Raw genomic sequence first — 14,097 nt, 5'->3', positions numbered from 1 at the left:
GAAGAACTTACACTTCATTACAATGAAAACTAAAAAACACATAACCGTTTGTGGTAACACAGCAGTAGCACGAATAGCTTATAAAACCAACGAGGTTTGCGCTATTTATCCTATTACGCCATCTTCAAAAATGTCAGAATTAGTAGAACAATGGAGTGCAACAAAACAAGAAAATATATTTAATACTATACCTTCTGTCTTCGAAATGCAAAGTGAAGCAGGTGTTGCTGGTGCAATGCATGGTGCTTTACAAACGGGCTCTTTATCTACGACGTTTACATCATCACAAGGTTTATTATTAATGCTGCCCAACATGTATAAGATTGCTGGCGAATTAACGCCAAATGTCATTCATGTTGCAACAAGAAGTATTTCAACCCACGCCTTATCAGTTTTTGGAGACCATAGTGATATTGTGGCTGTTAGAAGTTCCGGTTACGCCATATTAGGATCAGCTTCAGTACAAGAAGCACAGGATTTTGCTTTAATATCCCAAGCGGCAACCTTACAATCTAGAATCCCATTTATACACTTTTTCGATGGTTTTAGAACATCACATGAAACTTCTAAAATTGAAGAAATTTCAGATTCAATCATCAATGAAATGATGGATTTCGAATGTATTCAAAATCATAGAAATAGAGCCTTAAATCCAAACAATCCCGTAATTAGGGGAACAGCGCAAGGCGCAGAGGTGTTTTTTCAAAGTAGAGAAGCAGTGAATCCATACTATAATTCGTGTCCTGATATTGTTCAAAATAAAATGGATGCTTTCGCGGAATTTACTGGAAGGCATTACAAAATATTCGATTATGTCGGAGCAAAAAATGCTGAATATATTATTATTTCAATGGCTTCATCAACTGAAACCGTTGAAGAAACTATTAATTATTTAAATGCCAATGGTGAAAAGTACGGATTGATAAAAGTACGATTGTTTAGACCTTTCAGTAAAAAACACATTATTAAAGCCTTACCGGAAACCGTAAAATCGATTGCTGTTTTAGACCGAACAAAAGAACCTGGTGCAACAGGAGAACCTTTATATTTGGATGTAGTTCAATCTATTTTCGAAGCCTTTCAAAATAAAGAAATCTCAATATTTCCCAAAATTGTTGGAGGTCGTTATGGTTTGTCATCAAAAGAGTTTACACCAAATATGGTGAAATCCGTATTTAATAATTTAAAATCCCTTCAACCAAAAAACAATTTCACAATTGGTATTTTCGATGACCTTACTAACTTAAGTTTATCGTACGCCGAAGAATTCAAAATCAATATAGGAACTTACCAAGCATTATTCTATCAACATCAATCATTAAATAATAAAAACAAGTTCAATTGTGTGTCAGAACTGATTGGAAACACAACAGACCAGTACGTTCAATCGTATTCAGAAGCTGATTATAAAAAATCAGAATCCAGAAATGTGATGCATTTACGACTAGATTCAAAACCCATTAAAGCACCTTATTTAATTAATAATGCCGATTTTATTGTTTGCCAAAATGTGTACTTCATTGTAAATGACAATGTGTTAAAAAACATAAGACAAAACGGAACACTTTTGGTTGCAACTTCACTTCGGACCAAAGCATTTTGGCAGACACTTCCAGTAGAAATACAGGAACAAATTATCCAAAAAGAGATAACGCTTATTATTGTGAATAGTAATAATTTAAAAGAAAGTTATAACATTGAAAATCATTCAATTTCTTCTCTTCAAGCTTGTTTTCTTGCTTTAATAAATGAACTTATTGAGAATTCTACTTTAGCAGAAATAAAAAAGCAATTCATAAAAGTTGATACTTCAATTCAAACGAATTTTGATACGATTTCAATTGAAGATGATAAAGATTTTGCAACGACACTTTTAGGTAAATTATTAGCAAATAATGGAAATAATGTTTCTGTAAGCGAATTGCCAGTTGATGGCACCTATCCAACGAATACTTCAATTTATAACCCAAATACAAACACGACGACGATACCTAAATGGAATCCAAATAGCTGTACCCAATGTGGTGCTTGTAGTATGGCATGTCCACAAAGTGCCATAAGAATGAAAGTATATGAAGATGAAAATTTAGAAGAAGTTCCGCAAGGTTTCAAATCTGTAATTTCAAACGATTTTGACTTAATGAATTTTACTATTCAAGTTAATTCTAACCAATGCAATGCATGTAATAATTGTATTGATGCCTGTTCGGAAAAGGCATTATTTATGGCAGATAAGTCGGATTTAAATAATGAATATTGGAGATATTTTGATACCCTTCCAAAATTGGATAGGACTATTATTGATACTTCTAAAGTTAGTCAGCAACAACTACAAGAACCATTATTTGAATATTCAAATGGAGATAATGGTTGTGGTGAAGCCCCATATTTTAAATTATTATCACAATTATTTGGAGACAGACTGTTAATTGCTAATGCCACAGGTTCAAGTTCAATTTTTGGTGCAGCATTACCAACAACACCTTGGGCAAAAAACAAAGCAGGAAAAGGTCCTGTATGGTCAAATTCATTATTTGAGGATAATGCGGAATTTGGTTTAGGGTTTAGATTATCATTAGACCAAAAAGAATACGAAGCAAGAACTTTGCTTAAAAAAATGATGCAATTCCTTGATTTTGATTTAGTACATGATATTATCACAGCAAAACAACATTCAGAAATTGAAATTATTAAACAACAAAATAGAGTAACGCAACTAAAAGAAATTCTTAATAAAATTAAAACTAGTGATGCCGATGAACTTAATCGTTGTGCAGATGCTTTAGTTAAGAAAAGTGTTTGGTGTGTTGGTGGTGATGGTTGGGCATACGATATTGGTTTTGGAGGTTTGGACCATGTTATTGCATCTGGTAAAAACGTAAATATTCTAATTTTGGACAACGAAGTGTATTCCAATACAGGTGGGCAAATGTCTAAGGCAACACCATTTGGAGCATCAGCTAAATTTGCCCATTTAGGCAAAGCAAAACAAAAAAAAGATTTAGGATTAATGGCAATGACTTATGAGGATGTTTATGTGGCTTCAGTTGCAATGGGCGCAAACCAAGAACAAACATTAAAGGCTTTTAAAGAAGCCGAAAGTTTTGATGGTCCATCAGTAATTATAGCCTATTGCCATAGTAATTCTCATGGTATTGACATGAGAAATCCAAGTCAGTATCATAAAGCAGCAGTTGCATCTGCCCAATGGTTGCTATATAGAAATGACCCAAGAAAATTGAAGTCATTTCAGCTCGATTCAAATCAACCAACACTAAAAATTGAAGATTATTTAAAAATGGAAAAACGATTTGATAGATTGCTCAAATCAACAAATAACCAATTAATAAATAAACTACAGATCAATATAGACAAGCGTTTTCAGAAATATAAATCCTTGTCATATTCATGAAAATAAAACCTAAATCCATAGAAATAGGTGATTAAACTTTAGAAAAAGCAATCGTTATTCCACTCTCAGAAGGAATTGTAGTAGAATATTTAGACACTTTGTTTGAAAATGATATAGAAGCTATCCTGTATAATTATACCCATAAATCATTAGTGATTACACTTGGAAAAATTTATAAAGGGCTTAATGAAATTAAAGAATTCATGTGTAAATTGATTAAGCATTTCTTTATAAAAAGTACTGTTTTAGTACTTGATAATATGTCTATTGAAAACGAAATAGTTTATATTGTTTAGCATGAGCGCGCAACAACATCAAGCTTATCAATGGCATCAGACACCTTTTTATAAAAGACGAATAAATCAGAAAACATACCTTTATATGCCAATTAAATAATACATAGAAATACTAAAAAAAATATTTTAGCTGAAGGGATTTTTTATTTACCTCTTCTCTTAATGCAAAATACTTTCGCAAACAACATTTCACTTCTTTTAAAATTTTGTGTAATTCATTTAAGAAGTAATTAAAACTAAACTTCCGCAAATAAATATGATGACCTATTGAAACAAATAAAATAAAAGCTAGTGGACAACAATGTGTATATTTAACCGGCCCGACAGAGTCGTTCACGTCCTTGCCAGCACGGGCGGACTGGTGGTTTGCTAGTTCTAACGTACTTACGAAAATCCTCCTACGGCCAAAAGCTTGGGAGGACGGATTTTCTATAGGTCTACTGGCTGGCAGGTTCGGTTTTTATTTGCTAATTTAAGTGCTTAAAACACTCATCTAACCATATACTAACACGCTATGTGCAATTAACAATACAGCAAATCGTTCTTGACAGATAATTGCTCACCTCCTAAGCTCCTTATTCCTGTTGCTTAAGCTGTCCCTCACTTTTGGCGTAGGTAAATGTGATGCAGTTTAAAATAAAAAGAACATATCCTTTGGAAAAATATTTTTATCCTTTTAATAGTATAGACTAACTTAAGACCTTCGTATCACGATTTTAAATATATATGAGCAATAACGATAAAGAGCACTTCCAAGAGAACAGTCCCTTTTATTTCCCTTTGGAAGTTACCCCAAGAAAAGGGCTATTACCGATATCACGGGAAGACTATGAAAACAAGCCCAGTGGTGACATCTTTGGCAAAATACAGGATGCTGGGATGAAGTGGAATCCAGATGATGTAAATCAGTCAGAATTCCTTATAATGAGTACTGCGGGTGGATTAAAGAACGGTGAAGAGACCCTGGCACTGGGCATGCATTCAGGACATTTTGAATTGGGGGATGCCGCAAAAGTTGCAGCAAGTGCTTTCAAAAACCTCTTTACCAAACCCTATTATGTATCTGTATCCGATCCGTGTGATGGACGTACCCAAGGCACTACAGGCATGATGAATTCATTGGCCTATCGCAATCATGCCGCCACAGTTTTAGGAGATTTAAGACGCTCTTTGCCCAATCGCAAAGGCGTAATGGGCATCGCTACTTGTGACAAAGGCCTACCTGCTATGATGATGTCATTGGCCAATGAATCCAATTTACCAACGATTATCATGCCCGGCGGAGTGACATTGATCGCCAAAGGAATCAAAGATTTGGGTTCGGTACAGTCTTTACCATCGCTTGTTTCCCATAAAGAAATATCATTGCAAGAGGCACAATCCCATGGATGTGCTTCTTGTGGGACACCAGGTGGAGGTTGTCATTTTTTGGGAACGGCAGCCACCTCCCAAGTCGTAGCGGAAGCATTGGGAATGGCATTGCCACATTCGGCACTTGCCCCCTCTGGAGGGAAGATTTGGTATGCCCTTGCTAAAGATTCGGCCATTGCTCTCGTAAATCTGGCAAAAAACAATATCTATACCAGTCAGATCCTCACTCAAGATGCCGTGTACAATGCTATGGTAGTGCATGCAGCTTTTGGTGGGTCTACCAACCTCTTACTACATATCCCGGCTATAGCCCATGCAGCGGGACTACCTATGCCTACTCGGGAAGAGTGGGAGAATATTAACCGAAAAACGCCACGATTGGTCAATGTGCTCCCAGCGGGGAAGTATTCCACAGCACACGTATATGCTGCCGGAGGAGTACCTGAGGTAATGTTACATTTGCGAAAATTAGGTCTACTTAAAGAAGATTGCCTCACCGTTACAGGCAAAACATTGGGCGAAAATTTGGATGTCTGGGAGCAGGGCGGTAAAATGTTCTCTTGGGAAGCGGAGAATAAAAGAAATAGACGCCAACAAGTACGATTTAACCTCCAAACATTTAATCCAGATGCACATCCTGATAACGTGATACTATCTCCGGAAGCGGCGAAGAAGGCGGACATGAAAAGCACCTTGACTTTCCCCACCGGAAATTTGGCACCAGAAGGAGCGCTGATCAAAAGCGGTGCCATCGCTCCAGAAATGATCGATGACAACGGTATATACTATAAAAAAGGAGTTGCCAAAGTATTTGTCTCTGAAGCAAATGCCATTAAGGCCATTAATCAAGGAGAGGTAAAGCCTGGTCATATTATCATATTGATGGGGACAGGACCAAGTGGCACCGGAATGGAGGAAACCTTCCAAATCACCGGCGCTCTAAAACAGTTATCCTTTGGAAAAGAGATAGCACTGATTACCGACGGACGTTTTTCTGGCGTTTCCACCGGCGCATGTATCGGACATGTTGGTCCAGAAGCACTAGTAGGAGGACCTATTGGTAAGGTTCAAGATGGAGATGTCATTGAAATTAAAATTGATTGCGATAATCTAAGTGGAAGCATAAATCTTATAGCCTCGCATAGCGATCCCAATGCCGAACTAAGTGAAGCCGAAATAGCACAATTGTTTTCAAGCAGATCACCACACCCAGAACTTCGACCACATCCAGAATTGCCCAATGATATTAAAATTTGGGCAGCGACGCAGAGCGGTATATGGGAAGGATGCGTACAGGATGCCGATCGGATCTTAAAAATTGTGAAAGCAGGAATTGATGCTTTAAAATAAGAATAAACACATAACAATACGAATGGACGCATATCTGCCCCTACCCTGCAGGGACGGCGACATACTATAATTCGTTGTGTTACCAGAAGTTAAAAAGTCAATCTGGAAAGCCCTCTAAATAAAGGGTTACAAAAATCCAAAAAGAAATTCACAACTCGGAGATTACGAGTTCTACTACGCCACGACAAATCTCCCAGCTTTGAGCCCTCCCCTACTTCACTACCTCAATGTCTGGCCAATTTTGCATCTGGTATGGCGCAGATGTGAACTTTAAAACTTTCAACATTATAACATTCAACTTATAGCATTATAACTTTCAACTCCACTTACCTTTCAACGGCTAATTCCGTACTTCACCGATATAGCCACTACCTGAAGTAATATTTGTTACCTTAGACAGTGAGTAACATACTTTTGGTTGTAGTACTCCCTCCGCTGCCCAACTCAGAAAATTATATTGGATCAATAAGAATTGTAGGATACAGCAATGTATTTAGGTAATGGCTTGTATGCTTGTAGTTTTTATAATTGATATATAGTTAATACCTATATCCAATTGTTACCAAAAATTTGAAACAAGGCTAATTTTATAAATTTAACATTATGGAACAATCAAACTACAAAGCTGTACGAGAATATGAATTAGAAACTTGGACGAGATGCTCACCAAGTTATAACGAAACTTGGGCAACTTTAACCAATGAAACACTACCTCTATTAATGAGTAAAACCAATGTAGGTTCCAATGTTAATGTATTAGACATAGGTTGTGGTGCTGGAAACTCAACAATTAAAATTAGTGGAGCTGGAGCAAAAGTTATTGGAATAGATTTTTCTCAAAAAATGATAGACCAAGCCAATTCAGCCTATCAGAGTATCACATTTAAACAATCCGATGCCGAAAATATCCCATTAGAAGATAGCTCAATGGATGTTGTAATAGCAAATTTTGTTGTACATCATTTTGCGGAACCAAATAAAGTTTTTAAAGAGATAAATAGAGTTTTAAAACCAAAAGGAAAATTTGCTTTTGCAGTTTGGGGGGCCAATGAAGAACAAAGTTCATTAGGAGCTTTTTTTCAAGCTTTCGCAAATCATCACGAATTGTCTGCCCTACCTCACGGACCACTATTTGGAGTTACAGATTTTGACACTTATAATGAAATCGTAACAAAAGCTAGTTTAAAAAATTTCGCATTAGAAAAACTAGATACAAGTTGGAATATGGATACTCTCGACCCTTTAATTACTGGGTGTTGGGATTGGGGCAATTTACACTTATTCCCTGAAGATAAGCAAGATGATATTAAGAACGACTTTGTTAAGAATTGTGATTCCTTTAAAAAAGGAAAAGGCTATTCATTTCCACATTCGGCAATAATAGGATATGGTGAAAAATAATAAGCTTTGGATGAAAAGTTGTCTAATTAACCCACCATACCGAACGGTCGTTTCGGTGGGTTACTTGTTTTTTGTGTACTCGATAAATCCTCAACGCTAAAAAGCTGACAGTCCGGATTTTTCGTTTACCTATCAAAACTGGGAAAACATTACCAATGAAACCTTTGAAGGAAAGATTTATGTAGTCCATTTCTTTTTTAAAATCTGCCTAGGTATCTGCCCAAAACCCCCCGCTAGTTCAAGCGTCAGCGGTGGGACATATAGCAACGCGCTTTGTTATAAAAGATAAAAGGGTTGTAATATTATTTGGAAATGTTTTATTTCCAAATAAGCTGGAAAGACATGTACATTGAGGGTTTCAAGAATCCATTTAGGAATCCATAACCTAGTGGTCACGAAAACAACTCTAGTTCTCGCTACAAAACATAAGATTATAAAATCTAGGCTACTTTAACATTTCAATACATCTATGCACTTTCCAAAGTCGCGCTGTCCAGACCGCTTTCAATTCTATTTAGGGATTGGTAGTCCATAAGGCGGCACTCTTAAGCATTGCCCTTCTTGGAAGTTTTAGACCCGCTAGGATCAATTCCGAAAAATCTTCCGGCTGCAATACATTATCAGAGCCTTTGCTTAACATGCCCAGTTCTATGGTCATTTCAGATTCTATGGTACTCGGCGTTAGGGTGATTACCCTAATATTGTTTTTGCGGACTTCCTTCATAAGCGATTCGGACATGCCTATTACAGCAAATTTTGATGCCGAGTAAGCCGACACGTTCGCATTTCCGTTTAAACCTGCCGTAGAAGATACATTAATAATATCTCCTTCATTCTTAGCAATTAGATGGGGCAATACTTCTTTGGTAACATAATACATCCCCATCAGATTGGTCTGGATAATTTTACTCCATGTGCCCACTTCCATTTCATTGAACGAGCCTATGGCCGCCATTCCCGCATTGTTGACCAAAATATCAACAGTCCCCAAGGTCTTTATTATGATTTTGATACTCTTTTGCACTTCCTCATAATTACCTACGTCAAATACGGAATAGATGGCCTTAATACCAAATGTTTCCAATTCGGCAACGGTTTCTTTTAGTACCTTTTCATTCCTACCCGTAATAGCCAAATCTACGCCTTCTTTGGCAAATGCCAAGGCAGTTGCTTTTCCCAATCCCCTACCGCCTCCGGTTATAATTGCCTTTTTATTTTGTAAACTTTTCATTTTTAATCTATTTATATATTGGTGTTCAAACTTCCGCTGCGGTTCACAGGAAATGAATTGACTATTTTTTTTACTACTACTCTTCTGTCCAATAATCCATCACCAAAACATCGGCTATTATGGGGCCTATTTTATTTACCAAGGCTATATGAGCCTCGTGAAAAAGGTAAATTTCCCTGGCGTGGTCGTCCTTGAAGGTGAGGATGAAAGTATGGGTCAAACCTTTGCTGGCCCCTTCTTTACTATCGTTCACCCCCCATTCTATTTTCTCAATTTCTGGGATTTCGTTTTTAAGATTTTCAAAAACGGTAACGGCTTCATCAATTTGTGATTTGGAGGCTTCTTCCTTATACTTTAGGTTTACTATATGCCTTAAAACTTTTTCGCCCCTATCAATTTTGGGCAAAACCTTGTAGGTGGCCACCTTCTTTAAATCGAACCTATTGGAGCCTGCAATGAGCAGGTTTACATCCTCTATTTGATGGGATCTTAGACCGTAGTAAATGGAGAACCCCGTTTCCAAATAATTTAAGGGCTTCAAAGTTCCGTTTTCGTCCAATTTTATAAGTTGAATACTGGCATCGTCCCTGGTACCCACTGCCAATACAGCTTCCTTGTCCTTAACGGAAACAACCTCAATTCTTGTTTGCCCTTGTAACTTGGTGTTTACATCATCTTTTAAAACAAAATGCGGTACTAAAGCTCCTTTTCTGTTTATTTTAAAAACACTTACCCCATCACCGTGGTATACAAAGTCGGTATTTTTAATAAAACCATTTCTTTCATAATATTTATGGTGTCTATGACCTACAATGACATAATAATTCTCTCCCAAATTTACCCCAGTTACGGGGTAGGCTCCCGTTAAGTATCTATCGGTGGTATTGTCCCCAATATTGTTGATATTTTTGAAGGAACCGTTTTCATACACTCTAAAACTACTTACACCATTGTCTTGAAATCCTCCGGTATATAAAAATGTTTTTCCCTTAATTTTATGGGTGTACATTCCAATGATACCGTCCGTGAAAATCTTATCATCATCTGCCATGGATTGTACATGGGTCAGTTTTCCATCGGGCTGAATTTTAAAACTACTTAGGCCGGGTGTTTCTTCCAGGCCTCCAATAAAGAGATAGGATGACTGTTGCATATGCACCAGCTGTAAGGTAATGGCAATACCTAGATGTGTCTTATCGGTATCCTTGGTTAGGGAAACCTGTTCCAGGGTTCCATTATCCAAGATTTTAAATGTCTCTATGGCGTTACCATATTTATTGGCTACAAATAAAAAGTCCGTACCCTTAATACTTCCGGCGACCATTCCCCTAGCAGGTCCATCTTGTTTATAGAGCTCTTGGGCACCTATGGGCATTAGTTTGCCTTCTTTGTCTAAGCTAAATATATCAATCCCCCCAAACCCACCTGCATACACATAATGGGCACCTTCTTTTTCATAACTGGTTATGGTAACCGTATTATTGGCGGATATGCTCTTAAAATCCTGCAAATAAGGCATTACATCGTCTGTGGACTGAGACCAGCTAATTTGGAATATTAGTAGTGAGATGAAAGCGACGGATATTTTTATGATCTTCATGATATTAAGCTTTTTTAAAATTTAATAGATTGTTTAATCCAAGATGGCCATTGCTCCAACAGTAGCAATGTCGTGATCCTGCTCAATAGTACCACCGCTAACCCCAATGGCACCAATGATTTTTCCAGCTTCATTTTTTATGGGAACTCCCCCTGGAAAGGTAACGAGTCCGTCATTGGAAAGTTCAATATTGTAGATAATGCCCCCAGGTTGGGTAAGCTTCCCCAGATCGCCCGTATTAATGTCAAAATAGCGCGATGTTTTCGCTTTTTTGATCGCTACGTCTATACTTCCCAAATAGGAACCGTCCATACGGACAAAAGCCTTTAGGTTAGCTCCTGCATCGACCACTGCAATATTTACCAGTACATCCAATTGTTCCGCTTTTTTCTTAGCGGCCAATACGGCCTTTAAGGCATCTTCGTGTGGAATATCGGTCGTGGATTGCCCAAAAGCCGGCCCTGTACCTACTAGAATTAATAGCATTAAAAAGGTAATACTTTTTGATAATGGAACTTTGTTTTTCATGGTTATTTACATTTTAAGCAATGCAAATATCTCGAATGAAGGTGGCAAAAGAGTTGAACAAGTTCAACTGGGGAATATTATTTTTTATTTTTTTTGATTTTGCTTAAAAACTCGTGACTAATCCCCAGATAGCTGGCAATTTGTTTATCCATAAGTTTGGAGGAGATGTCGGGATAGGTCTGTATAAAATGGAAATATCGTTCTTTTGAAGTAAAGCTATGATTGCGCACTAGCCGTCTTTGCCATGAAACCAGTCCCTTTTGAAATATTATACGAAAAAGTTTTTCAACAATGGGAAGCAATTCATAGAGCGCCATTTTATCCTGCCTGTCAATTAAAAGGACCTTGCTGTCTTCCAAGGCCTGTATGTTCAGGTCGGACGGGGTCTGATTCATAAAACTATCAATATCCATGAGCCACCAATCTTTGGTGGCAAAATATAGGGTGTTCTCATTTCCTTTTTTATCGAAGGTGAAAACTCTAAAGCAGCCATCCAATACAAAGCCTTCCATTTTACAGATACTGCCTTGGGTCAATAAAAATTCCTTTTTCTTTAAACTAGCAGGTTTAAAGTAGCTAGAAATAAGGTCTAGATCCGCAGTGGACAGATCTACATGTTTCTTTAAGTGTTGTTTTAGTATATCGTAAGACATAGATTTTAGATCACTTAAACGCGTTAAGGCTTCGTTCTATCATTTAAATATATAGCCCCTTCACTGGCCGATTTTTTAAAGATATTAAATTGAAAGTTAATTTGGGGCGGAATGGGCAAACGGACAAAAAATAGCAACCAATTGCCAAATACTTCTTAAAACCTTGAACTTTCAAACTTACTGCTTTAAACCTTGGACCTTGGACCTTGAACCTTAAACCTTAAACCTTGAACCTCGAACTCACCCCGCTATGCAAATACTCCCAGCTTTGAGCCCTCCTCTACCTCACTACCTCAATGTCTGGCCAATTTTGCATCTGGTATAGCGCAGATGTGAACTTTAAAACTTTCAACATTATAACATTCAACTTACATCATTATAACTTTCAGCTCCACTAACCATTCAACGGTTAATTCCGCTCTTTATCGATTTGCAAAATACCAAAACCAATATTTGCTAACTTAGAAGGTTAGAATCAAATTCCTGGTTGTAGTACTCCCCCCGCTGCCCAACACAGAACTTTTTATTTAATTTATTAGTATACTCAAACATATCGAGTTGCGGCCTAGTTGTTTTATAGCTTGCTATAAGTAGTATAGCATCAATGATGAAATGCAATTGTTGTGGCTAAGCTGAATGAAAAAGTAAATAATTAATTCAACCAATAATGATTATGAAAACAAAAGCAAAAACTTTGGTGTTGTCCTTATGCATTTTTACAAGTTTATTTTTTTATGGTCAAAATGATAGTTCAAGATTAAAACCAGGTTCAATATCTCAAAATGCTGTAATTCTGGATGCGGAACAACTTTTTCCAATGTATGAAGGTGCTGCGATTATTAAAAAAGGTAACTCTACAGCCCTCATTGATTCTAAAGGAATGTATTTAGCACCTTATAATAAATATGAATTTGATTATAGCAAATCAAAAAATGGCTTCTTTCTAATTAATAAAAATTATATGTTTTCGGGTTTTATGAATGGAAAAGGAGACTATTACGATGTACCATATAAAAGTGGGGTAACACCAGAAGTTATAGGTAATTACATTCGGATAAAAGATTTTAGTGACCGTTCAGGTTCAACATATCATTTTATTGACAAAAATGGAAAAAAACATATTATTACCGAACTTCAAAATGCCGATTTTTATGGTAAAATAACAGATGGACTCATTCCTTTTCAAAGTGGTTATAAACATGGATTTAAGAATTTAGAAAATAAAATTATAATAAATGCTATTTATGACGACGTTTTCAATTTCTCTGAAGGACTTGCAGCAGTTGGAAAAAAAGATGAATTTGGAAAAATCAAATATGGTTTTATTGATACTAATGGCAAATTGGTTATACCGCTTCAGTTTTCACAAAAACCTTCTGATTTTAATGAGGGTATGGCCACTGTTTTTTATAATGACTATAGAACCTACTCCTTTATTGACAAAACGGGTAAAGTGATTTATACCAATGATACAGAACAATATGGACCATTATATAATGGATATTCGATAAGACAGAATGGCAAAGTTTCAATTATGGACAGTCGAACAAATAAAATGATTACCCCAGATGAATTAATGAAAGAATATGGAATCAAGGAAAACATGAGAAGTATAAGTTTAGGATTACCTCAATATTATAATTCTCGTTCTGAAGCTAATAATCCATATTATTTTGATAAATCCTCAAAAATAAAATTTAGTTTTTTACCTGATAAAGGGATGAATGTTGTAGGCTATTTAGATGTAAAAAACAAGAGAGCTTTCTATGGGACATTTAGAATTGACGTTTTAAAACCAGAGAATAATAAATTTGATATTATATCAAATTTGGCTCATGCAATATATCAAAAGTCAAATACATACGGCGATGTAATTGAAGGCTACATTGATGATAATGGAATTTTTGTAATGGTAAAAGGTGAAAAATCTAAATGGTAAAAAAATAAAGTCTACGCACAATACCATGTATTATTTATTGCTAGTACTCGCCTACTTCTGAAAATCCTTCCACGCCCAAAAGTGTGCTAGGACGGATTATCCTCTCGTATGTTCTAATTTTAATACGTTAGGCACCTATATGCACGGCTGACGCTACACATAAACGCTAAATGTAATCTTCCTGGCATTCCATAATGATCTGCCACTTAATATACATCTTGGTATACCGCTGAGAATAGCCAATTGCCAGTTAAGCAAAAAACACCATACAACGGTTAATTCCGCTCTTTATCGATAAACCAAATGCCAAGACCAA

General features: G+C 36.5%; 8 protein-coding genes and 1 pseudogene. 5 read left to right on the top strand and 4 right to left on the bottom strand.

Annotation, left to right across the window (positions count from 1 at the left end; genetic code table 11):
- Positions 1 to 22 precede the first annotated feature (22 nt).
- The 4 genes and pseudogenes from BUA60_RS06215 to BUA60_RS23425 form a co-directional block, all read left to right on the top strand.
- Positions 23 to 3,412, top strand: a complete 3,390-nt coding sequence (locus tag BUA60_RS06215) for a thiamine pyrophosphate-dependent enzyme (RefSeq protein ID WP_072860917.1) — start codon at positions 23 to 25, stop codon at positions 3,410 to 3,412.
- Between the two features lie 1,022 nt (positions 3,413 to 4,434).
- Positions 4,435 to 6,429, top strand: coding sequence for a YjhG/YagF family D-xylonate dehydratase (locus BUA60_RS06205; RefSeq protein ID WP_072860915.1), 1,995 nt, complete (start codon positions 4,435 to 4,437; stop codon positions 6,427 to 6,429).
- A 603-nt stretch (positions 6,430 to 7,032) separates the two neighbouring features.
- The gene (locus BUA60_RS06200; protein ID WP_072860914.1) at positions 7,033 to 7,830 is read left to right on the top strand and encodes a class I SAM-dependent methyltransferase; all 798 of its coding nucleotides are present in this window, start codon (positions 7,033 to 7,035) and stop codon (positions 7,828 to 7,830) included.
- A gap of 124 nt (positions 7,831 to 7,954) precedes the next feature.
- Positions 7,955 to 8,119: pseudogene (locus BUA60_RS23425) on the top strand (SCO family protein); the annotation flags it as partial.
- Positions 8,120 to 8,344: 225 nt separating this feature from the next.
- Here the strand turns inward: BUA60_RS23425 and BUA60_RS06195 are convergent.
- The 4 genes from BUA60_RS06195 to BUA60_RS06180 form a co-directional block, all read right to left on the bottom strand.
- Positions 8,345 to 9,061: a 3-ketoacyl-ACP reductase gene (locus BUA60_RS06195; RefSeq protein ID WP_072860913.1), complete on the bottom strand. Its 717-nt coding sequence runs from the start codon at positions 9,059 to 9,061 to the stop codon at positions 8,345 to 8,347.
- 76 nt (positions 9,062 to 9,137) lie between these two features.
- Positions 9,138 to 10,661 carry a Dabb family protein gene (locus BUA60_RS06190; RefSeq protein ID WP_072860912.1) on the bottom strand — a complete coding sequence of 508 codons (1,524 nt, stop codon included), beginning with the start codon at positions 10,659 to 10,661 and terminating at the stop codon, positions 9,138 to 9,140.
- Positions 10,662 to 10,694: 33 nt separating this feature from the next.
- Entirely contained in the window at positions 10,695 to 11,189 is a 495-nt protein-coding gene (locus BUA60_RS06185) for a GlcG/HbpS family heme-binding protein (protein WP_072860911.1), read from the bottom strand.
- A 77-nt stretch (positions 11,190 to 11,266) separates the two neighbouring features.
- The gene (locus BUA60_RS06180) at positions 11,267 to 11,842 is read right to left on the bottom strand and encodes a Crp/Fnr family transcriptional regulator (RefSeq protein ID WP_072860910.1); all 576 of its coding nucleotides are present in this window, start codon (positions 11,840 to 11,842) and stop codon (positions 11,267 to 11,269) included.
- Between the two features lie 673 nt (positions 11,843 to 12,515).
- Between BUA60_RS06180 and BUA60_RS06175 the strand changes: the two genes are divergently transcribed.
- Positions 12,516 to 13,781, top strand: a complete 1,266-nt coding sequence (locus BUA60_RS06175) for a WG repeat-containing protein (RefSeq protein ID WP_072860909.1) — start codon at positions 12,516 to 12,518, stop codon at positions 13,779 to 13,781.
- The last annotated feature ends 316 nt before the right edge of the window (positions 13,782 to 14,097 follow it).

This window comes from Arenibacter palladensis, from assembly GCF_900129275.1.
GTDB lineage: Bacteria > Bacteroidota > Bacteroidia > Flavobacteriales > Flavobacteriaceae > Arenibacter > Arenibacter palladensis.
The sequence above is the reverse complement of the archived record's forward strand: the minus strand, read 5'-3'. Positions and strand labels throughout refer to the sequence as shown.